Raw genomic sequence first — 20,791 nt, forward strand, 5'->3', positions numbered from 1 at the left:
AAAAGGAGAAGAAGAGATGAAGAAGGTTTTGGGTATTGCTGTAATGGGAAGTATGCTCCTTCTAGCAGGGTGTAATGGAAATAAAGATACGAAAGAACCGAAAGAAAAGGTAGAGCAATCTACTGAACAAACAGAAGAGATGAAAGTGTATCGCGAAATACATGAAAAATATGATATGAAGATGAACAAAGAAATTAATAAAGCATTACAGTTATGGGAAGTGGCAAAAGAAAAGGGCGGTAAGGAAATAACGAATGCTAAATATAAAGAAGACGTGCAGAAGGTAACGACGGGCATGTTAGAAGATATTGATCATATGCGTAAAGAAATTCGTGTGCCGAAGTCGAAAGAGGACGAACATGAACTATATGTTGGTTTCTTAAATGAAGCAGAACAAGCGATGAAAAAATTACAGAAGTTAGCTAAAGAAGAAGATTCATCGTTGATTCGTGATATAGAAATTAATTTTTCAACAGCATCGACATACTATAAACGCTTTCAAACAGAGGCGAAAAAATAACCTTGCGCATGCGCAAGGTTATTTTTTCTTTTTACCATCTCCGTCTTCATCCTCGGATACTAATACCTTCTGTTCTTCGTGAAATTCTGAAATTGTTTGGCCAGTAATATTATCGAATGGAGTGTAAAAAGAAGTGATGCTTTTCTTTTTAATGAAGAGTTTATCCCGCATTAACGGGCAGTAAGACCCCCACCTCAAAGTTCAGTGAAAGCAAAGAAGTTAGGTAGGGGATCAACTGCCCGTAAAAGCCCGATTGGTGAGGGCTGATAATCAGTGGGGGATGAACAAAACCCCCACTGATTAAAGTTTCACTTTATAGAAGCCGATGATGACAAGTACAAGTATTACGATTGTTAATGGTAATCCTATAGTAGCAAGAAGTAAGGGATCCATCTTATAACGCCTTTAATACAATTTCTTTTTATTATAAGCGAAAGATTGTAATTTCAATAACTAATATAATAGAAAACTGATTTTTCTAAATATATCCAATTTGATTGACTTTTCATTTTTTCAGAATTATAATTCAAAATATACAATTTGAACCAAATAATAATATAGTAATTTACTTATCCAGAGAGGTAGAGGGACTGGCCCTATGACACCTCAGCAGCGGGTTCTGTAACAGGAACACCGTGCTAATTCCAGCAAGCAAGTCTTGAAAGATAAGTGATGGGCCTTCGTTTATTAAGCCTTGATCTTATTTTTTAAGATCAAGGCTTTTTGTGTTTTAAGAAGTAGAGAAGGAGTAATGGCAACAAATATGTCAATAAAACAAAGTAAATTCATTTGTTTAGGGGGTTATTGAAGTGTATGTTATTAAAAAACTATCGGTTATGGTATTCACGCTATGGGTCATTACGACAGTAACATTTTTAATTATGCATATTATTCCAGGTGATCCGTTTTCATCAGATGCGAAAATCTTTCCTGAAGAAGTAATACAAAACATGAGAGCGAAGTATCACCTTGATGAACCGTTATGGAATCAGTATGTTGCTTATTTGGATGGGGTAGTTCATTTTGATTTTGGCGAATCTGTTCAATCGACAGGTCAAGGTGTATCGGAAATTATAACAACTGGTTTTGGACCATCGGCAATTATTGGTTTACAAGCACTTGTTATTTCATTGTTAGTCGGAATTGCAGCAGGTACATTTGCCGCGCTATATCATGGGAAAGTGATTGATTATAGTGTGAGCTTGCTTGCGATTCTCGGTATTTCTATTCCTAGTTTTATTTTAGCACCACTATTTATACAAGTATTCGCCATACAATTTGAATTACTACCAGTGGCGTCTTGGGGAACATTTGAGCATACTGTATTACCCTCCTTCGCATTAGCGTTAGGACCAATCGCAGTTATTACAAGATTTGTTCGCTCTAATATGATTGAAGTGTTGCAGAGTGATTATATTAAGCTAGCGAGAGCGAAAGGTATACCAATTAAGAAAATCATTATAAGACATGCTCTTCGAAATGCGATTGTTCCGGTACTTACATTTGTTGGCCCATTAATGGCTGGACTTTTAACAGGGACTTTCGTTATTGAAAAAATCTTTTCAATTCCTGGTTTAGGAAAATATTTTGTAGACAGTATTTTCAACCGAGATTATCCGGTGATTATGGGAACAACCATTTTCTATAGTGCGCTATTAATTGTATGTATTTTTATTACAGATATCATTCATCGTATCGTTGATCCGCGCATTCGTTCTATTACGTAAGGAGGGTGATGTTTAAATGGGGGCTTATGAAATTAATGACCAGTTATTAACGAATGAAGAGAAAAAAGAATTAACGATAAATAAAGATCAGCAAACGATTAGCCGGAAAAAGGAAGTGTTTCGCAAGTTTATATCAAACCCTATAGCAGTTTTAGGGGCAGTGACGTTATTACTAATTATTGTTTTCTCGCTTATTGGCGAAAGTTTAACGCCATTTACTGCGAGTGAACAAGTAAAAGAAGCAACTAATTTACCGCCTAGTAGTGAGCATTGGTTCGGAACAGACGATTTAGGGAGAGATATTTGGGCGCGTACTTGGGCTGGTGGGAAAATTTCATTAACAGTTGGATTGGTAGCAGCAGCTCTTGATATAGGGCTTGGTGTACTTATCGGTGGCTTTAGTGGATATGTGAGAGGACGTAATCGTCTTGGAACGTTAATTGATGAGTGGATTATAAGAGGGATTGAAGTGTTATACGGTATCCCGTATTTACTGATTGTTATTTTACTATTAATCATTATGAAACCAGGACTTTTTACAATTATTATAGCTCTTGCGTTAACGGGATGGATTGGCATGGCACGTCTCATTCGGGCGCAAGTACTTTCATTGAAACAAAGAGAATTTGTTATTGCAGCAGAGCGATTAGGTACATCTCATATGAAAATTATATATGGGCATTTAATTCCAAACTTAACAGGGATTATTATCGTCAATTTATCATTCACAATTCCAGCAGCTATTTTCTCAGAATCATTTTTAAGTTTTATCGGACTTGGAGTACAATCACCAGCAGCGAGCTGGGGCACGATGACAAACGATGCACTCGGGACATTACTAAGCGGAGAGTGGTGGCAACTTTTCTTCCCGGCAATCATGATTGCATTCATCATGTTCGCATTTAATGCGATTGGTGATGGTTTGCAAGATGCGATTGATCCGAAAATCGTAAAACGTAATCGAAAGGAGAAAAAACATGGCACAAATCTTATCTTTAGAAAACGTAACGTTGGCCGTTGAAAAAGAGAATAGTAAGCAAGCAATTGTGAAGCATGTTTCCTTTTCTATTAACGAAGGTGAAATAGTTGCACTTGTCGGAGAAAGTGGTTCAGGGAAAAGTGTTACAGCACAATCAATTATCGGCTTAAATCAAGAATCGATTCATATTGATGATGGAAATATATCTTTCCAATCAAAGGAATTAACGGATTTACAAGAATCAGAATGGAATCAAATTCGCGGGAAAGATATTTCCTTTATCTTTCAAGACCCGCTTTCATCTTTAAATCCGACGATGAAGGTTGGAAGACAAATTACAGAAGTAATTGCGCAGCATGAAAAGAAATCGAAAAAAGAGGCAAAAGAAATTGCAATTAACTTACTAAATGATTTAGGGATACATGAAGCAGAGAAACGCTTTGAACAATACCCGTATCAGTTGAGCGGAGGTATGAGGCAGCGTATTTGTTTAGCAATTGCATTTGCTTGTCACCCGAAGCTCGTTATTGCAGATGAACCTACAACAGCATTAGATGTAACGATTCAAAAGCAAATTATGGAGTTGTTAAAAGAAAGAAAGGAAAAACAAAATACGAGTATTTTATTAATTACACATGATTTGGCACTTGTACGTGAAGTAGCTGACCGAGTAGTAGTTATGTACGGGGGACGTGTTGTTGAAAAAGGAACGATACAAGAAGTAATTGGCTCACCTAAGCACCCTTACACAAAAAGTTTATTGCAAGCAAATCCGAATATGGATGATTCAGAAAAGGTACTTAGAGCAATTGAGGGAACAACACCTTCAATTGAAACGTTAAATATTTTTGGATGCCCGTTTGTGAATCGTTGTCCTGTAGCGATAAAAGAATGTATTCATCGCTTCCCAGAGAGAACAACATATTCTGAGGAGCATAGTTCACATTGCTGGCAGCATATTCTGGAGCATAATAAAGCGAAATCAAAAGAGAGGGTGAATGCCTCATGACGACAGATTCAATTACTGTAAAGCAAGTAACGAAAACGTATGGAAGTAAAAATAAAGAAATCGCAGCGTTAAAAGGTATGTCACTTTCTATCCCAAAAGGAACAACGCTTGGCATTATTGGAGAAAGTGGTTCTGGAAAGACAACACTTGGTAAGCTCATAGCTGGGATCGAGCGTCCAACGTCTGGTGAAATTGATTATAACGGTCAAGTTGTTCACAAGCTGAAGTCAGCTCATAAGCGGGATTTCTTGCAGAAAGTACAGTTCATTTTTCAAGATTCCACAGCTGCATTAAATCCGCGCTGGAAAGTACGCGATATTGTAACAGAAGGCTATATTTCATTCGGTTTAGGCGATAAAGGATTGAAAGATAAAGTCGCAGGTGATGCACTAGAGCGTGTTGGATTAGATAGACGATATATTGATCGTTATCCCCACGAATTTAGCGGTGGACAACGTCAACGTATTGCCATTGCAAGAGCGCTATTATGTGAGCCAGAAGTATTAATCCTTGATGAACCAATTTCAGCATTAGATGTTTCACTGCAAATCCAAATTGTACATTTGCTGCAAAAGATTCAAAAGGAACAAGGCTATACATATTTATTTATCGCACATGATTTACCGATGGTTCACTATTTATGTGAAAAAGTGGCTGTCTTATACAAAGGAGAACTTGTTGAATTTGGAAATACGGAAGAAGTATTCCGTAATCCACAACATTCTTATACAAAAACATTATTAGCATCAACACCAAAAATTTCAGGTTAAAGGAGAATGTAGGATGAAGAAGTTTTTATTATTTGTCATTATGACTGTTTTAGCAATTACTTCTGTTGCTTGCGGTAAGAAAGAGACGCAAAAGGCGAGTGCTGGTAAGGGAGACGGGGATCGATTAGTAACGAATATTAGCAGTGATCCGTATACGCTTGATTCTGCCATTGCGACAGATAGCACGTCAGGTTACATAATTGGACAGTTGTTTTCAAGTTTATATACGCAAGATAGTGATGGGAAATATCAAAATGAATTGGCAGAGAAAGAAGAAGTAAATGCGGATGGAACTGAATATACAATTCATTTAAAGAAAGATATTAAATGGTCAGATGGCTCTTCTATTACAGCAAATGATTTTGAGTTCGCATGGAAGCGATTATTAAACCCGAAAACAGGTTCTATGAATGCGACAGAAATGTATTTTATTAAAGGAGCAGAGGCATATAATACTGGAAAAGGTGAAGAAGGACAAGTTGGTATTCAAGTCGTTGATCCTCAAACATTAAAGGTAACACTTGAGCACCCAGTTGCTTCTATTAAACAAAAATTAGCAAGTTCATTATTTATTCCATTATCTAAAAAATCAATTGATAATAATAAATTAAAAACAGATCCAAAAGAGTTAATTACGAACGGACCATTCACGTTAAAAGAATGGAAGCATAACCAAGCTATTACAGTACAAAAAAATAAAGAATACTATGATAAAAAGGTAACATTAAAAGAAATTGAGTTTCGTATTATTCCAGATTCTAAAACAGCGTACCAATTGTACAAGTCAAAAGAATTAGATTTGCTAAGTAGCTTACCACAAGAGATGATTGAAAAAGAAAAAGGAAACAAAGAATATAAGCGTGTTGCAGGATTCTCATCTTATATTTATTCGTTTAACGTAGAAAAAGAGCCGTTTACAAATGCAAAAGTACGTAAAGCATTTTCATTAGCGGTTGATCGTAAGTTTATCGTTGAAAAACTGTATAAAAATAATGCACAAGAAGCATATGCTTTTGTTCCAGAAGGGGCAAAAACACAAGGTGGTCGTGATTTCCGTAAAGAAAAAGGCGATTACGTAAAATTTGATTCAGCAGAAGCGAAAAAATTATTAGAAGAGGGCATGAAAGAGCAAGGATGGTCTACATTACCTGAAGTAACATTAAAATTCACTACAGATACACAACATAAAAAAGTAGCAGAAGCAATGCAAGAAATGTTTAAGAAAAACCTTGGTGTAGATATTAAATTAGAAAATAAAGAGTGGAAGAGTTACATCGACACATACAAGCAAAGTGATTTCCAATTAGCTTATATGGGATGGGGAGGTTCTAACTTAGACCCTAGTGCCCGTTTAGAATTATATGCAGGTGATGGTCCAAGTAACTATGCGAAATGGTACAATAAAGAATTTGATAATTTAATTAATCAAGCAAAAACAGAACAAGATGAAAATAAACGTTTTGATATATTGCATAAAGCAGAAGACATTATGTTTGATGAAACACCATTAATCCCAATTATTTTCCCAAGCGCTTCGTATTTACAAAAATCATCAGTATCTGGCGTCCAATTCATTATCGGTTCTAGTCCAGAACTAAGATACGTAAAAATTAAAAAATAAAGAAGTAGGCAACCGCCTACTTCTTTATTTTATTTCTCTTTTATATTCTTTTTTCGTTCCATCAGAGAAGACAACTTCTAAATCGAATTTTTGGTAGTCTTTATCAAGTTTGAATACATTGACTACTTGATCAATTACTTCTTGATCTGGTGTGTTTTTATCGAATTTTAATTCTTGTAGAAGAGGGCTTAATTTTGTAATAGCCTCGTCGCCTGTGAACTTTACATCTGTTTTATGGTCTTCAATCTTTGCTTCCATTTTCTTGTCCGCTGCTACATTTTTATAATCAGCTTCGTAGTCTTTCTTCGTATCTTGATAGTCTGCCTTTAAATCAAATTCATTAAAGTTTAGTTTTAAATCTGCAGGAGCCTCATTTTTTGCTTCTTCAGTCGTTTTCTTATTAGAAGTTGTATCTTCTTTTGCAGGAGCTTTACATCCTGTTAATGCAGGTACTAGCATAAGAGCTAATAAAATTGATAGTAAAATTCTCATTATAAATTCCTCCTTATGTAACTTCTTTCTATACAAGTTTTTCCTAATTTTATGTAATTATGTATAAACCTAATAAATTATTTCCTTAAGGGGGACACACATGCGCATTAATTAAATTGAAAGTAATTTGTATGTATATGGGGATTTTTAAAAAATATCTTTGCGCTTTCTAATCATTAACACAAATAAGTATCGCTGTATTTGGAAATGCAGTGATGCTTTCTAAAACATATTAAACAATCGGTGGATTATTTCCCGCAACATATGCAGCGAATGGTTATTACACAATAATATTTGGTGGAGTTAATTTAGTGGAAAATATTATTTCGTTATTACTTATTATACTAGTTACACAATTGGTAGCGGGAATCACTATAGGTATAAAAGTGATAGTAAAGAGGGGAAGTTCTGTAGTTAAAGAAGCATAAAGTAAAAAAGGTATCCTTCGTGGGATACCTTTTTTACTAGTGTTTATTATTTTGCAACTTCTGTCCACTTGTAGTTAAATTCACCGCCGAAGTCAGTTGTTACAAGTCCTTTAATGAAAGAGCGTTGTAAGTAAGAGCGACCTTGTTGGTATAAAGGAGCGACAGCACCATCTTGTAATAAGATTTTTTCAGCTTGCTTCATTGCTTCCCAGCGACCTTTTTCATCACCAGCTAAATCAGTTTTTACTTTACGAATAAGCTCGTCGTACTCTTTGTTAGAGTATTTATCGAAGTTATAAGCACTATCTGTTGTGAATAGATCTAAGAATGTAATAGGATCCGCGAAGTCAGGGCCCCAGCCATCGATTCCAATTTCGTAATCACCACTTAATAGTAGTTTTAACTGTTGTTTACGTGGTTGAGGTTTTAAATTCACTGTTAATCCATCTAGATTCTTTTCTAATTCACCTTTTAAATATTCACCAGTTTTCTTAGCTAAAGCATTATCACTTGTTAATAGTTCAATTGTTACTTTGTCAGTACCAAGTTCTTGTTTCGCTTTTTTCCAGTTTTCTTTTGCAGATTTCACATCATCTTTGACTAGATTTCCATTCTCTTTACGGAAGTCATTACCGTCTGGACTTTTTGCGAATTTCGCAGGAACCATTCCTTCTGCTGGGATTGCACCGTTATTTAAAATTGTTTCTACGTATGCTTTTTTATTCATTGCTTCGTTAATAGCGAGGCGTGCATGTTGATTTTTTAATACTGCATTTTTCTGATTTAGTCGTAAGAATTGGATACCGACTTCAGCGCGTTCCTTGAAGTTGGAATCGTTCTTATACTTATCAACAAACTCCGCAGTTAAAGCAACACGATCAATTTGTCCTGAATCATATAAGTTAACTTCTGTAGATTTATCTTTAACGACATTGAAGTTGATTTCTTCTAGTTTTACAGTTTTAGCATCCCAATAGTTAGGGTTCTTCTTCAATTGGAAGCTTTGTTCATGTTTCCAGTTATCTAATGTGAAAGCACCATTGTAAATTAAATGATTTGTTTCTAAACCGTATTTATCGCCTTGAGATTTTAAATACTCTTCATTGATTGGTAAGAATGTTGCAAATGTCGTTAAGCTTAAGAAGTAGGGAACAGGGCGGTCCAGTTGTACTTCTAAAGTTTTATCGTCAAGAGCTTTAACGCCTAATTGATCGATTGCTACTTCTTTTTGGTTTATTTGTTTCGCATTTTTTATATCAAAGAATAAGAATGCATATTCAGCAGCTGTTTCAGGGTTAACGGCACGTTGCCAAGCGAAAATAAAATCTTTTGCTGTAACAGGAGTACCGTTTGACCATTTTGAATCACGAAGATGGAAAGTATACTTTGTTTTATCCGGACTAATGTCAACCGATTCAGCAACACCAGGGATCGGTTTATTATCTTCTCCTATAGCATATAAACCTTCAAAAACATTTCTCATTACATTCATGGATTCCCCATCCGTCGCTTTTGCAACATCCATTGTTGGAATTTCTGAAGCAAATGATAAGTTAATCGCTTGTTTATCAGGTGCTTTATCGTTCGCTTTTGCTCCGCCTGCATTATCTTTATTTCCCCCGCAAGCAGTTAGTAGTAGACTTGCCCCTAAAACAGATGCAACAACAGGTACAACTTTTTTCTTCATTGTTCTTTCCTCCCTAAATGTGTTGTTCGTAACGTCATAATGTCCATGTCTTGAAGTGTAGCTATAGAAGGAGAGAAAACCTATTATAAATATGTGTATATAGGTAATCAGGTATTCTATATGTATATACATGTTGAACTATAATCTATCGTTATATGTTTCAACTTAGTAGACATTACATTTTGATGGTAAAATATTTTGTTTCTTTGATTATTTAGAATATTAACACTGGAAAGAACTATATGTCAATAATAAAAAGTGGAGTGTTAATTTCTTGGAATAATATATTGAAAAAGCAGATTTCCTCATATTAGGGAATCTGCTTTTAATATATTTTGCTAAAAAAACAATGGGTGTGGGTGAGAACACGATGATCTAAGTTGCATTTTATCCCGCATTAACGGGCAGTAAGATCCTCACCTCAAAATTCAGTGAAAGCAAAGAAGTTAGGGGGGATCAACTGCCCGTAAAAGCCCGATTGGTGAGGGCTGATTAAAGTTTCACTTTATTTTTCAATTTTTGCCCATTTGAAGTTTAATTGACCTGCAAAGTCGACTTGCACAATGCCTTTCACATAAGAACGCTCTAAATAAGATTCTCCTTTTTGGTAAAGAGGAGCAATAACAGAGTCCTTAAATAAGATTTTTTCTGATGCTAGTAACGCTTCCCAGCGAGCTTTTTCATCACCAGCCAAAGTAGTTTTAACTTTTTCAATTGTGTCATCAAACTCTTTATTAGAGTAACGATCTAAATTGTAAGGGTTATTTGTCGTAAATAGTTCAAGGAATGTAATTGGATCAGCAAAGTCAGGGCTCCAACCGTCAATTCCAATCTCGTAGTCACCTTTTAATAAGAGTGAAACTTGTTGTTTACGTGGTTGCGGTTTTATATTTACCGTTAAGCCATCTAAATTCTTTTCTAGTTGTCCTTTTAGGAACTCACCAGTTTTCTTCTCAAGGTCACCATCACTTGTTAATAATTCTAATGTTATCTTTTCAGAACCAAGTTCTTTTTTTGCTTTCTTCCATAATTCTTGTGCAGATGTTGTATCAACTTTTGTTAAATCGCCGTTTGCAGTACGGAAGTCTTTTCCATCAGGCCCTTTTGCAAAGTTTTTCGGCACGAGACTAAAGGTTGGTGTAGAGCCATCATTTAATAACGTATTTACAAAAGATTTTCGATCAATTGTTTGATCGATTGCTTGGCGTGCAGAAACGTTTTGAAGTATTTTGTTTTGCTGATTCATACGTAAAAACTGTACCCCTACGTTCGGACGTTCTTTAAAGTTAGCATCCTTTTTATATTTATCAACGAAGTCAGATGTTAGTTTTATACGGTCTAATTGTTTGGATTCGAATAAATTTACTTCTGTTGATTTCTCTTTCACAACGTTGAAATTGATTTCTTCGAGTTTGACATTATCTTTATCCCAATAGGTAGGGTTTTTCTTAAATTTAAAGCTTTGTTCATGCTTCCAATCGCTTAGTGTAAAAGCTCCGTTGTACAAGATTTTGTTATCTTCTAAAGCGTACTTATCACCTTGTGCTTTAAAGAATTCCTCGTTGATTGGTAGAAATGTTGGGAACGCCGTTAAGCTAATAAAATATGGAACAGGGCGCTCTAATTCTACTTCAAACGTATGGTCATCAACTGCTTTTATACCAAGTTGATCGGATGGGAGTTCTTTGCTATTAATTTTTTTAGCGTTTTTAATATCCAGGAATAAAAAAGCATATTCAGAAGCTGTTGCTGGATCGACAGCTCTTTGCCAAGCGAAGACAAAATCTTTCGCTGTTACAGGTGTGCCGTTCGACCATTTTGAATCTCGTAAATGGAATGTGTATTTCGTTTTATCAGCACTTACTTCATGAGATTTCGCAACGCCAGGAACAGGTTTATTACCTTCGCCAAGATTGTATAAACCTTCAAATACGTTTCTCATTACTTGACCAGAATCAGTATCTGTAGCACGAGCCGTATCCATTGTTCGAATCTCAGTAGGTGAAGATAAGTTTAAAACTTGCTTACTAGGTGCCTCATCTTTTGCATTTGCTCCGCTCGCTTCGTTTTTATAACTACCGCAACCAGATAATAAAATACTTACTCCTACAACTGATGCAATACCGGGTACAAACTTCTTTTTCATTTGATTTTCCTCCTAAATAGTTAATAAGATTGGATGATGATGAGGGAAATGAAAAACAAAAAATCCCTCTTTTCGTATTGAGAAAGAGGGATTTTTACGTACAAGTTATGCACCCGTATATAAACGAAGTCCCTCATTCTATCTTTCAAGCACAAAGCTTGCAGGAAGTGGCACAGTATTCAAAATGAACCTGCTGCCGAGGTTTCAAAGGGCCAGTCCCTCCACCTCTCTTGATACAATGAGTAAACAAATAAATTTTATTAATTTTTGTGTTTCTTTGATAATTCAAAATCTTACACCTTAGATAATGAAGTGTCAATCAAATGGAATATAGTTTAAATTTTCAGTTTTATTAAAAATAAAAAAACCACTGCATATGGCAGTGGTTTCCCTACTAGAAGTTAAAGTTATCTGGATCTGGACCAACGCGATGATTTTCGTTTAAAGCTTGAATTGCTTTCATATCATCCGAGCTTAATTCAAAGTCAAAGATGTTTGCATTTTCAATAATGCGGTGTTCTTTAATAGACTTAGGGATTGTTACAACTTCATTCTGTAGATCCCAACGTAAAATAACTTGTGCAGTCGATTTATTATATTTCGTAGCGATTTCTTGTAATGTTGGGTGATTAAGTAGCTGCCCCTGCATTAATGGTGACCAAGCTTCAAGCTGGATGTTATGTTCTTTACAGAAGGCATGTAATTCTTCTTGTGCTAAACGTGGGTGGTATTCCACTTGGTTAACCATTGGTTTAATTTCTGCAATTTCAAATACGTCTTGCAAATGGTGAATATGGAAATTACTCACACCGATAGCACGAACACGACCATCTTTATAAAGCTGCTCTAAAGCTTTCCATGATTCAGTGTATTTTCCTTTTACAGGCCAATGTACTAAATATAGATCTAAATATTCTAGACCTAATTTTTCTAATGTAGTTTCAAATGCTTGTAGTGTTGACTCGTAACCTTGATCACTATTCCAGACTTTTGAAGTGATGAATAACTCTTCACGAGGAATACCAGATTCTTGAATTGCCTGTCCAACGCCTTCTTCGTTTTTATATATCGCAGCAGTATCGATACTACGGTATCCATTTTTTATAGCTGCTTTTACAGAATCAATTACTTCTGTACCATCTTCAACTTTAAAAACACCCAAGCCGAACCAAGGCATTTTCACGCCGTTATGTAATGTTGTATAGTCGTTTAAACTTGTTAAAGTCATATTAATTCCCCCTAGCTTTTTTATTGGTCGCTTCAACTGCTTGTTGAATGACTTCTGAAAAATTATTTTCATATAGAACTTTTAAGCCTTCAGCCGTTGAACCTCCTGGTGTTGTTACTTGTTCGCGGAGCATAGCTGGATCCTGATTTTGCTGGAGCATAGCGGCAGAGCCAGCAATCATTTGAATGACAAGGTGTTTTGCTGTTTCCTCATCAATACCATAGCTTTTCGTTGCTTCAATTAAACCTTCAGCAAAGTGATAGAGAAAAGCGGGTGCACTACCAGTAACTGCGGTAAGTTGGTGAACTTCCTCTTCGGTACAAAACTGTGAGGTACCGATACCTTTTAAAAGAAGTTGTAACGTTTCTTGATGTGTTTCATCTACAGAATGTCCCGTCGTATATAAGGAGATAGACTTTCCAATCCCAGCAGCTGTATTTGGCATAATCCAAGCAACAGGTGTCCCTTGGGGAAGTCTTTCTTCTAGATAAGATGGTCCGATTCCGGCAGCAACTGTCACGACAAATTGATTAGTTAGAAGAGGGGATAGATCCGCTAATAGCTGTTCATGTGCGACAGGCGGCATTGCTAAAACGATTGTATCTACAGATTTAATATGCTGTTTCCAATCTGTTGTAATCGATAGATCATATTGAGTTTGTAATTGCGTTAGTTTTTCTATGTTACTTCGGTTGGAAACAATAATTTCTTCGATGTATTCTTTACTTGTTGTAAGTAGTCCAGCAAATATAGCTTCTGCCATACGACCGGCACCAATAAATAAAATTCGATGTTTATTAGGCATATCCTTTATTCCTTTCTGATGAGAATATGTTATAAAAAACGATAACATTTTTAAGAGAATTTTGTAAAAAGAAACGGCTTATCGTAAGTGGAATAGATGAGTGGGGAGTTTTACAGGAGAAAATTTATAGTAAGTATAAGAGTTATTTCTTATACTGTTGATAGGGAGTTTATTACATATCTGGGGAGAGATAAATATGGTTAGAAGTCCACTTTTTTTACTCATTTCTAGTATTATTTGCATATTAGTTGGGTTCTATATCCGATCAAGTTATATTGAAATTTTCGCATCGGTTATGGGGATTATTAATGTTTGGTTACTTGCAAGGGAAAAGGTATCAAACTTTTTATTTGGGATGATTACAGTTGCGGTATTTCTGTATATTTTCACTACACAAGGCTTATACGCAATGGCAGTATTAGCAGCCTTCCAATTTATATTTAATGTGTACGGTTGGTATTACTGGATTGCGCGTAGTGGGGAGGAGAAGGTAAAACCGACAGTTCGCTTAGATTTGAAAGGATGGATTATTTATATATTTTTTATTTTAGTTGCTTGGATTGGTTGGGGATATTATCAAGTCCGTTATTTAGAATCGACAAGTCCATATTTAGATGCTTTAAACGCTGTATTAGGATTAGTAGCTCAATTTATGCTGAGCCGAAAAATCTTAGAAAATTGGCATTTATGGATTTTGTATAACATAGTTAGCATTGTGATTTATATTTCAACGGGCTTATACGTCATGTTAGTATTAGCTATTATTAATCTATTTTTATGTATCGATGGCTTGCTAGAATGGAAGAAAAACCATAAAGAGCGAGAACGTGTAAATAATTATATTTAGAAAATAATTGTAATCAAAAAACCCCCTGAAGCATATACGTTTCAGGGGGTTTAAATATAGTGTGAATTTATGCTTTTGTCATACCAAGCAATACAGCGCCGCCGATAATTAAAACACTACCTAGAGCAATAAAGATCAATTGACGTTTTGTTTTCTTTTCACCTAAGAAGACAATCGCACCGAATGTTGAGATAACGATTCCAGTTTGAGATAATGGGAAGCTTGTCGCTACTCCGACACGTGGTAATGAAAGAAGTAAGAATAAGTTTCCTGTTCCCCAAAGTAAACCAGATACAGCATTACGAATTGCATATTTGTTAAATGGTTTATGTTTAGACGTCAGTACAACCGCACCAACGAACATACCAACTGCCTGTGGTAAAATAGCAGACCAACCATCGATATTATACCAACGAATAATAATTACATATACAAGATAGCCGAAAGTAGAAACAATTAAAGTAAGAAGTCCCTTTTTCAATTGTCCTGGTGGCTGTGCATTTTCTTTATCATCTAGTGATGTGAATACTACACCAACTACGATTAATAGGATTGCAATCGTTCCCAGAACAATCGTTGTAGTAGTAGTCCACTCACGAAAAGCGATAACTCCAAAGATAGAAGTTGCAACAAGTTGCATACCAGTAGAAATAGTTACAGTAGTTGAAACACCTAGTCTTTCAACTGTTTTTAATTGGTTTACTTGTCCTAAAGCCCAGAATAAACCTGAAATAAAGCCAACAATCAAGACTGTCATTGTTAAAGTTGGTTGAGTAAATACATACATAGTTGTTGCGAAGAATAGAGCACCGATTGTCATACCTACCGTTTGGCTATATGCACCACCGCCCATTTTTACGCTTACTAATAAGATGTTTCCCCATGCGATTGCAGGAAGAAGCGCTAATAAAATGTCCATTACAAGACTCCCTTCGGTTTTCTATACCAATATAATTACATAGCGTTCTAACGATCGGTAATGCCCCACTAATAGAGTAGAAGATTACCGATCGCTAAAACAGGATGAAGAATTTACGATATAAATGCGTTTTCATTTCTTCATTTTTTGAAACACTTTCATATAATAACAGGAAATTACCTATTTTAGAAAGTGAATTCAAATAAAATGTATATTTAAATAAGAGAAAAAATTCAGTTATTAATTAAATCATTTTATTTTCCGGGAAATAAAAAGCAACTTTTGTCGAAAGTTGCTTTAAGAAGTAGTAATTCTTCTATTAATGAGTTGAATGCATAGTAAGAATAGAAGGGACATACTAATCGTTATGATTACAAGCGTCCAAGCTAGTTGCATATTACTTGCATCAATAGCCATATAAATCGCCGTTGGAATCGTCTGAGTTTTGCCAGGTATATTTCCTGCAAACATTAAAGTTGCACCAAATTCACCGAGTGCGCGAACAAAGCTTAAAATCATACCGCTAAGTAGTGCGGGGAATGCAAGCGGGAGTGTAACATGTAGAAAAACTTGATATTCACTTGCACCAAGATCGCGCGCGCCATCTTCAATTTGTACATTTGCGATAGAAAATCCTGTTTTTGCTGATTGGTACATGAGCGGAAATGCAACGACTGTAGAAGCAATGATAGCAGCAGTAGATGTAAACATAATGGACTGCTGAAATAATGATTCAATCCACTTTCCAATGGGACTGTTATTTCCAAAAATGATAATTAGAAAAAAGCCGATAACAGTTGGTGGAAGCACCATTGGTAATAAGAAAATAGTTTCTAGTAGTACTTTATATCGCCACGAGGAGCGCGCTAATGCTCGTCCAATAATCGTTCCTAAGATCGTAACGATTATTGTGGCGCACGCAGCTACTCGCAAGGATAGAAAGACAGGTGACAAAATTGCATCAAAGCTCATAGCGATTATGGCAGGATTGTAAATCCATATTTCTTAAAGATAGATTGTGCATCTTTTGATTGTAAATACTCATAGAATGAAGTCGCCTCTTTCTTATGCTTAGATTCCTTTATAACACCTAAAGGATAGTGGATTGGCTCATGAGAATTAGCTGCTACCGCTTCTACAATTTTTACCTTGTCTGAAACGAGAGCGTCTGTTTTATATACAATACCAGCATCAACATTACCTGTTTCTACATATGTTAACACTTGGCGAACATCTTTTGTAAATACGATTTTATTTTGAACGTCATTCCAAAGATTTTCATATGTGAGAGAAGCTTTTGCATATTTTCCTGCAGGTACAGATTCGGGTGTACCAAGTGCGATTTTCTTGATTTTCTCATCCTTTAAATCTTGAAGTTTTGTAAGAGCACTATCTTTTGGAATGACTAGAACTAGTTCATTTCCAAGAAGGTTTTTCCCTTCTTTTTCATTAATAAATCCTTTTTTAACAAGAGTTTGGAATTTATCCTCTGCTGCAGAGAAGAATAAATCAGCAGGTGCACCTTGCTCAATTTGTTGTTGAAGTGCACCAGAAGCACCGAAGTTAAAAGAAAGTTGAATAGTTGGTTCTTTCTCTTTATATTGCTTTTCAATTTCTTTTAATGCATCTTGTAAACTTGCAGCAGCTGATATAGTCAGCTCCACTGATTCTCCCTCTTTAGCAGCTGACTTTTCTGCACTTGAACAAGCTACACTGAATATAAGAAGAAAAGAAAGTATAAGTACCCCAATGGATCGTAAAGTAAATTTGTTCATAAAAAATCTCCCTTCGTTTACTAAATTAATTATAACTAATTATAACTAAATATAACTAGTTATAATTGAATATAATTTGAACGATATAGTTGTTTTTAAAAACTAGGAGAAATATTCTTTTCTTTGTTACAATGAGGGAAGAAAGTGAGGAATCGTCTATGGATCATCATTCCTACACAACGGAAGAAGTAGCAAAGCGATTAAAAGTATCAAAATTAACTGTATACGACCTAATTAAAAAAGGAGAACTTCCTTCTTATAGGGTTGGTAGACAAATGCGCATTGATGCAGCTGATTTAGAACAATATATAAAGCAAATGAAAACAGGGAAGGTACAATTTACTCCTGTAAAGAAGGACGAAATTAGTAGTTCGAATACACGCATCATTAGTGGTCAAGAACTAACGTTAGATATGTTGGCAAAGCATATAGAAAATCGATTGCCAAATTCTAATATATTGAGAGCGTATCAAGGTAGTTTAACGAGTTTAGTGAAGATGTACCAAGGAGAAGGAAGCGTCGTTAGTTTACACTTATTTGATGGTGAAACGGGTACATATAATGTTCCTTACGTAAAACGTATTTTAGTTGGACAACCATATATTATGATGAATTTATTAGCAAGAAATGTTGGGTTTTATGTGCAAAAAGGGAACCCACAAAATATAAAAACATGGGCTGATTTAGCTCAGTCATCTATACGATTTGTAAATCGAGAAAAAGGTTCTGGTATTAGGGTGCTAGTGGATGAGCAATTGCGAATTCAAAAATTAAGTAAAGAAGATATTAACGGGTATGAATGGGAAGAATCGAATCACCTTGGCGTTGCCTCGCAAGTCGCGAATGGAAAAGCTGATGTTGGGGTAGGATCAGAAAAGTTTTCCCAAATTGTGAACGTAGACTTTATTCCAATAATGAAAGAACAGTATGATTTAGTACTTCTGAAGAATAAAGAAAATGAGGAACTTATTGAGGTTATAAAAGGAATTTTGCAATCTGAAGAGTTTCGCAATGAATTAAAAGCAATTGGTGGATATGATATAAGCAAAACAGGCCAAATTATATATGAAACAAACTAAAAAGCTGCTTGTCTATAAGACGAGCAGCCTTTTCTATATATAAAGGGGTTGGGGGAAACAAAGTGTTAAATAAGACTTTGAGCAAGTGCATAAATGAATGCAGTAAGAAGCGTAGCTCCACTTGCAAGTTCGATAAAGTGAAACTTTAATCAGTGAGGGCGGGGTATCCCTCGCTGATTATTAGCCCTCACCAATCGGGCTTTTACGGGCAGTTGATCCCAAACCTAACTTCTTTGATTTCGCTGAATTTTGAAGTGGGAGTCTTACTGCCCGTTAATGCGGGATAAAGTCTGATTTGTTGAAAGTAATGTTGTTCATTATAATCTCTCCTTATTTGTTTAATGTAGTTGCGACTGCTTTTGCATCGACAAGTGCGGATAGCACCATGCCCATTGTATTGAAAAATTTGTTTGATTTCATTTTGTTCATCATGCGTATCCGCTCCTTTTCGAATTGTTGTTGCCCTGCTTTCTGTCTTAATTATATGAAATATAGCAGTCTGCAACTATCGAATTGGCTTACGTAAGACTTACACTTTTGTAAGAAAAAAAGACATTCGTGTAAGAATGTCCTTCAAAGCATATTGATATGATGGTGCTCTTTAATTGTTTTTAAAAAGCTGCGCATCGAATTGGTCATGTAACTATCTTTACGGCGTATGAAAACAGTTGAAATACTGCCGTATTTCTCCGGAATTGGATGGCAGTGGACTTTACCTGCTGTAGAAAGGTGCTGCACCGCAGACTGGGGGACGAGTGTAATCCCAAGACCGAGCGCTACGCTATTTAATATAGTTTCTAATATGTTAAATTCCATAATTCTTTTTGGTAGCAAACCTTCATCTTTAAGCCATAGTTCAAGTTTGGAACGGTATCCACATCCTTGATTAAAAACGAGTAGGGGCGTCGTAGTGAATTCTTCTATATGAAAAGCTTTATTTTGTGTAACAAGCATTAATTTCTCAGTACTAACATCGTATTGTTCAATTAGTGGATGTTTAATAGGACCTGATATAAAGGCGCCATCTAATTGATGATCAAGTACTTCTCTAATAAGTTCTTCCGTTAGACCGGCTTGTAATGATAAATCGACATTTGGATAGCTTTTATAGTAAGAAGACAAGATGGTAGGTAATGTACTGACTGTTTCGACTGTACCAATTTTTAATATGCCAGATGGTGTTTCACTATCTAAAAACACTTGTTTTAGCTCTTCAACATCTTGCAAAATTTTATGAACGTAAACGAGCATTTTTCTTCCTTCAGCTGTTAAAGTCATGCCTCGCTTATGACGGTAAAAGAGAGGTGTTTTCAGCTCGTTTTCTAATTGTTTAATACGTGCGGTTACATTTGATTGTACATAATTTAATTCCTTTGCTGCGCCGCTTACACTACCGCGGTCGGCAACGCTCTGGAAGATTTGTAAGTCTCGTAATTCCATTTTATGCTCCTCCTTGATGTTAACTATCATTATAAATGATAGTTAACATCATTTTGAATCATTTTACGTGATATATTTTTTCTTTTACAATTCTCTTTGTGCAAATAGAAAGAAGCGGGGGATTGTGGTGAGAAAAGGTCAAATGATAATAGGTGCTTTGGCATGTTTAATTGCAAGTATGTCATGGGGAGCGATGTTTCCGGTTGCTGATCATGCTCTAGAATACATAGATCCATTTTATTTTTCGTTTATTCGTTATGGTGCGGTAGCAATTGTATTGATTGTATTATTGCTAATGAAAGAAGGAAAGAAGGCATTTCGCTTAGAAGGAAGAGGGAAGTTACTCGTCTTTTTTGGAACAATGGCTTTCACCGTATATAATGTATTAATTTTTCTAGGACAAATGTTAATGGGAAAATCAGGTGTAATGGTAGCTTCTATTATGGAGGCGCTTATGCCAATGATTTCAATTTGTATTTTATGGGGATATAAAAATATAAAGCCGAAGAAATATATGATAACGAGCATGATTATCGCGTTTGTAGGGGCTATATTTGTTATTACGAAAGGTGATATGAGTTTCTTTTTAACATTGAAAGATAACATGTTTTCGCTAGCATTTATATTTGTTGGTGTTGTAGGATGGGTGATTTATACGATGGGTGGTCAAACGTGTAGCGATTGGTCAACATTACGCTATTCTACTTTGACATGTGTATTGGGTACAACTGTCACAGGGATTATAACTGTGGTCATTACAGTGCTTGGATATGTATCTGTTCCAAGTATGGAAACGATTTCTATTGTGAAGTATGATTTGTTATTTATGATGACATTACCAGGTATTGTAGCGCTACTTGCTTGGAACTACGGTGTGAAAATCTTATCATCCATTAATGGTATTTTATTTATTAACTTTGTGCCAATTACTACTTTAGTTATTATGATGATGCAAGGATATAAAATAACGACATTTGATGTATTAGGAACATTATTTGTTATTGCAGCGCTTATTCGTAATAATGTTTGTCAGAGAAAAGAAGAAAATATAAATAAACAAATTTTGCAAGAAAAGCAATTGCGTCAAGCTGTTTAATAGGCAACTGGAGGATTTTATATGTTAGAAAGTTTATTGTTTTTCTTTGCTGCTGGAGTTGCCTGCGAGCTTGCAGCAATTAATCGAAACGGTCGTAAAAATATAAAACAACAAGCTGAACTGATACAGCTTTTAAAAGACTTGAAGGAAAGAAAAAATTAAAAAGACGACCGGGCATATGATATGATCCCCTTATAGTAGACAGGAAAAAGAAAGAACATTA

At 35.5% G+C, this 20,791-nt stretch carries 21 protein-coding genes, 1 pseudogene and 2 riboswitches; of the genes and pseudogenes, 11 read left to right on the plus strand and 11 right to left on the minus strand.

What is annotated here, in order from left to right; all coding sequences use genetic code 11:
• Positions 1-16 precede the first annotated feature (16 nt).
• Positions 17-520 (plus strand): lipoprotein, encoded by a 504-nt coding sequence (locus NSQ08_RS27165; protein ID WP_016121352.1) that lies wholly within the window; start codon positions 17-19, stop codon positions 518-520.
• A gap of 18 nt (positions 521-538) precedes the next feature.
• Here the strand turns inward: NSQ08_RS27165 and NSQ08_RS27170 are convergent, their stop codons facing one another.
• The gene (locus NSQ08_RS27170; RefSeq protein WP_002029357.1) at positions 539-691 is read right to left on the minus strand and encodes a DUF3951 domain-containing protein; all 153 of its coding nucleotides are present in this window, start codon (positions 689-691) and stop codon (positions 539-541) included.
• Between the two features lie 395 nt (positions 692-1,086).
• Positions 1,087-1,192: riboswitch (SAM riboswitch) on the plus strand.
• A 137-nt stretch (positions 1,193-1,329) separates the two neighbouring features.
• On the opposite strand from NSQ08_RS27170, the gene NSQ08_RS27175 reads away from it, so the two are divergent.
• The 5 genes from NSQ08_RS27175 to NSQ08_RS27195 are packed head-to-tail and all read left to right on the plus strand — an operon-like array spanning position 1,330 to position 6,626.
• Positions 1,330-2,247 (plus strand): ABC transporter permease, encoded by a 918-nt coding sequence (locus tag NSQ08_RS27175; RefSeq protein WP_002140132.1) that lies wholly within the window; start codon positions 1,330-1,332, stop codon positions 2,245-2,247.
• Between the two features lie 16 nt (positions 2,248-2,263).
• Complete coding sequence (locus NSQ08_RS27180) at positions 2,264-3,268, plus strand: ABC transporter permease (protein ID WP_002029386.1); 1,005 nt, start codon at positions 2,264-2,266, stop codon at positions 3,266-3,268.
• Positions 3,225-4,235 (plus strand): ABC transporter ATP-binding protein, encoded by a 1,011-nt coding sequence (locus NSQ08_RS27185; protein ID WP_340780008.1) that lies wholly within the window; start codon positions 3,225-3,227, stop codon positions 4,233-4,235. The genes NSQ08_RS27180 and NSQ08_RS27185 overlap by 44 nt, the downstream gene beginning before the upstream one ends.
• Complete coding sequence (locus NSQ08_RS27190; RefSeq protein WP_340780009.1) at positions 4,232-5,005, plus strand: ABC transporter ATP-binding protein; 774 nt, start codon at positions 4,232-4,234, stop codon at positions 5,003-5,005. The genes NSQ08_RS27185 and NSQ08_RS27190 overlap by 4 nt, the downstream gene beginning before the upstream one ends.
• A gap of 13 nt (positions 5,006-5,018) precedes the next feature.
• Positions 5,019-6,626, plus strand: coding sequence for a peptide ABC transporter substrate-binding protein (locus tag NSQ08_RS27195; RefSeq protein ID WP_340780010.1), 1,608 nt, complete (start codon positions 5,019-5,021; stop codon positions 6,624-6,626).
• Between the two features lie 24 nt (positions 6,627-6,650).
• On the opposite strand, the gene NSQ08_RS27200 is transcribed toward NSQ08_RS27195, so the two are convergent.
• Positions 6,651-7,118, minus strand: a complete 468-nt coding sequence (locus NSQ08_RS27200; protein WP_001221531.1) for a YusW family protein — start codon at positions 7,116-7,118, stop codon at positions 6,651-6,653.
• 239 nt (positions 7,119-7,357) lie between these two features.
• Here NSQ08_RS27200 and NSQ08_RS27205 point away from each other — a divergent pair, with 239 nt between their 5' ends.
• Positions 7,358-7,546: a hypothetical protein gene (locus NSQ08_RS27205; RefSeq protein WP_328069162.1), complete on the plus strand. Its 189-nt coding sequence runs from the start codon at positions 7,358-7,360 to the stop codon at positions 7,544-7,546.
• 46 nt (positions 7,547-7,592) lie between these two features.
• Here the strand turns inward: NSQ08_RS27205 and NSQ08_RS27210 are convergent, their stop codons facing one another.
• From NSQ08_RS27210 to proC, 4 genes are all read right to left on the minus strand, one after another.
• A complete protein-coding gene (locus NSQ08_RS27210) occupies positions 7,593-9,233 on the minus strand; it encodes a peptide ABC transporter substrate-binding protein (RefSeq protein WP_002124743.1) in 1,641 nt (546 codons plus the stop codon).
• 505 nt (positions 9,234-9,738) lie between these two features.
• Positions 9,739-11,379 carry a peptide ABC transporter substrate-binding protein gene (locus NSQ08_RS27215; RefSeq protein WP_340780011.1) on the minus strand — a complete coding sequence of 547 codons (1,641 nt, stop codon included), beginning with the start codon at positions 11,377-11,379 and terminating at the stop codon, positions 9,739-9,741.
• Positions 11,380-11,514: 135 nt separating this feature from the next.
• Positions 11,515-11,619, minus strand: a riboswitch (SAM riboswitch).
• Positions 11,620-11,773: 154 nt separating this feature from the next.
• Complete coding sequence (locus NSQ08_RS27220; protein WP_002063472.1) at positions 11,774-12,607, minus strand: aldo/keto reductase; 834 nt, start codon at positions 12,605-12,607, stop codon at positions 11,774-11,776.
• Between the two features lies 1 nt (position 12,608).
• Positions 12,609-13,412: a pyrroline-5-carboxylate reductase gene (proC, locus tag NSQ08_RS27225; protein WP_002091431.1), complete on the minus strand. Its 804-nt coding sequence runs from the start codon at positions 13,410-13,412 to the stop codon at positions 12,609-12,611.
• 196 nt (positions 13,413-13,608) lie between these two features.
• On the opposite strand from proC, the gene pnuC reads away from it, so the two are divergent.
• Positions 13,609-14,259 (plus strand): nicotinamide riboside transporter PnuC, encoded by a 651-nt coding sequence (gene pnuC / locus NSQ08_RS27230; protein WP_340780013.1) that lies wholly within the window; start codon positions 13,609-13,611, stop codon positions 14,257-14,259.
• A gap of 67 nt (positions 14,260-14,326) precedes the next feature.
• Here the strand turns inward: pnuC and NSQ08_RS27235 are convergent, their stop codons facing one another.
• The 3 genes from NSQ08_RS27235 to modA form a co-directional block, all read right to left on the minus strand.
• Positions 14,327-15,178: a GRP family sugar transporter gene (locus tag NSQ08_RS27235; protein WP_340780014.1), complete on the minus strand. Its 852-nt coding sequence runs from the start codon at positions 15,176-15,178 to the stop codon at positions 14,327-14,329.
• Positions 15,179-15,475: 297 nt separating this feature from the next.
• Positions 15,476-16,150: a molybdate ABC transporter permease subunit gene (modB, locus tag NSQ08_RS27240; RefSeq protein ID WP_002029397.1), complete on the minus strand. Its 675-nt coding sequence runs from the start codon at positions 16,148-16,150 to the stop codon at positions 15,476-15,478.
• Between the two features lie 5 nt (positions 16,151-16,155).
• Entirely contained in the window at positions 16,156-16,953 is a 798-nt protein-coding gene (gene modA / locus NSQ08_RS27245; RefSeq protein ID WP_340780015.1) for a molybdate ABC transporter substrate-binding protein, read from the minus strand.
• A gap of 131 nt (positions 16,954-17,084) precedes the next feature.
• Here modA and NSQ08_RS27250 point away from each other — a divergent pair, with 131 nt between their 5' ends.
• On the plus strand, positions 17,085-18,032 hold the full coding sequence (locus tag NSQ08_RS27250; RefSeq protein WP_340780273.1) for a helix-turn-helix transcriptional regulator: 948 nt from the start codon (positions 17,085-17,087) through the stop codon (positions 18,030-18,032).
• Between the two features lie 65 nt (positions 18,033-18,097).
• Here NSQ08_RS27250 and NSQ08_RS27255 read toward each other — a convergent pair.
• Both NSQ08_RS27255 and NSQ08_RS27260 read right to left on the minus strand, forming a co-directional pair.
• Positions 18,098-18,178 (minus strand): annotated as a pseudogene (locus tag NSQ08_RS27255) (DUF3948 family protein); the annotation flags it as partial.
• 427 nt (positions 18,179-18,605) lie between these two features.
• The gene (locus NSQ08_RS27260; RefSeq protein ID WP_340780016.1) at positions 18,606-19,472 is read right to left on the minus strand and encodes a LysR family transcriptional regulator; all 867 of its coding nucleotides are present in this window, start codon (positions 19,470-19,472) and stop codon (positions 18,606-18,608) included.
• 127 nt (positions 19,473-19,599) lie between these two features.
• Here NSQ08_RS27260 and NSQ08_RS27265 point away from each other — a divergent pair, with 127 nt between their 5' ends.
• Complete coding sequence (locus NSQ08_RS27265) at positions 19,600-20,568, plus strand: DMT family transporter (RefSeq protein WP_098635040.1); 969 nt, start codon at positions 19,600-19,602, stop codon at positions 20,566-20,568.
• A 21-nt stretch (positions 20,569-20,589) separates the two neighbouring features.
• Complete coding sequence (locus NSQ08_RS27270) at positions 20,590-20,730, plus strand: YrzO family protein (protein ID WP_002063481.1); 141 nt, start codon at positions 20,590-20,592, stop codon at positions 20,728-20,730.
• The last annotated feature ends 61 nt before the right edge of the window (positions 20,731-20,791 follow it).

The sequence above is a fragment of the Bacillus sp. FSL E2-8887 genome (assembly GCF_038007205.1).
Taxonomy (GTDB): Bacteria; Bacillota; Bacilli; order Bacillales; family Bacillaceae_G; genus Bacillus_A; species Bacillus_A mycoides.